The following is a 1,400-nucleotide window of genomic DNA, read 5'->3' on the forward strand; positions in this document are numbered from 1 at the left end:
GCACGTGTCGTTGCCCGGATAGACGTCGAGGCCTCCCTGAAGATGGAAGTTCCTACACTCTCCATCCGGAAGACCTCGACATGGACAAGCCTAGCTTCACGACCCCTGGTCTCGACGCGTTCTGCCTCCTCGATACCCTCAACCTGACTGTCACAGGGCAAGCTGTCGACGTCGATCACGCGGTCCTCGAATGCCGCACCAGTACCGAGTTCCAGGACTCCTGGTGCCACGAGTGCGGTGCGGAAGGCATTCCTCGCGGAACCGCGGTCCGCCGGCTCGTCCACGTCCCGCTCGGCTGGCGCCCCACGATCCTGCACGTGCGCGTCCGCCGCTACCGATGCCCGACCTGCATACGCGTCTGGCGGGAAGACCTCACCCAGGTCGCCGCGCCACGGGCGAAGCTGTCACGGTCGGCGGTGCTGTGGGCGCTGAAATGCCTCGTCATCGACAGGATGTCCATCAGTCGAATCGCTGCAGGCCTCGGCGCGGCGTGGCACACCGTCAACACCGCGATCCTCGCCACCGGCCAACAGCTCCTGGTCGATGATCCCAGCAGGTTCGACGGCGTGAGGGTTCTCGGGGTCGATGAGCATGTGTGGCGGCATACCCCGTTCGGCAGCAAGTACGTCACAGTCATCATTGATCTCACCCCGATCCGCGATAAGACAGGCCCCTCCCGTCTGCTGGACATCGTCGAGGGGCGGTCGAAGAAAGTGTTCAAGACCTGGCTGGCCGCCCAATCACAAGCATTGCGCGCTGGTGTCGAGGAGATCGCGATGGATGGGTTCGCCGGCTACAAGTCAGCCGCGACCGAAGAGCTGCCTGACGCGACCCCGGTGATGGATCCGTTCCACGTCGTCGCGCTGGCAGGTAGCGCTGTGGAGCGGTGCCGGCAGCGGATCCAGCAGGAGACACTCGGGCACCGCGGCCGGTCCGGGGACCCGCTCTACGGCATCCGTCGTGTCCTACTCACGGGAGCCAACCTGCTCACCAAGAAGCAGACCGGCAGGCTCGAGACAGTGCTCGCTGCCGAGGAGCACACGCAGGTCGATGTCACGTGGTGGGTCTACCAGCGGATCGTGGCCGCGTACCGCGACCCCGACCGCACGCGCGGAAGAGACCGACTGCGGGCGGTCATCGCGAGTCTTTCGGCAGGCGTGCCGACAGCGCTGAACGAACTGACCACGCTGGGGACAACGCTGAAACGCCGGGCTGCTGATGTGCTCGCGTTCTTCGACCGGCCTGGCACGAGCAACGGGCCGACGGAGGCGATCAATGGCCGGCTCGAGCACTTGAGGGGCACCGCGCTGGGGTTCCGGAATCTGGGCCACTACCTGCTCCGGGCACTGCTGGACACGGGAGGGTTCAGACCGCTTCTACACTCTCATTTGCGATGAGCC

1 protein-coding gene is annotated in these 1,400 nt (G+C 65.4%); it reads left to right on the plus strand.

The window, feature by feature from the left end:
* Window positions 1-80 precede the first annotated feature (80 nt).
* On the plus strand, window positions 81-1,397 hold the full coding sequence (locus L979_RS14080; RefSeq protein ID WP_047692898.1) for an ISL3 family transposase: 1,317 nt from the start codon (window positions 81-83) through the stop codon (window positions 1,395-1,397).
* Window positions 1,398-1,400 lie beyond the last annotated feature (3 nt).

Origin of the sequence: Kocuria sp. ZOR0020, from assembly GCF_000800955.1 — a bacterium.
GTDB lineage: Bacteria > Actinomycetota > Actinomycetes > Actinomycetales > Micrococcaceae > Kocuria > Kocuria subflava.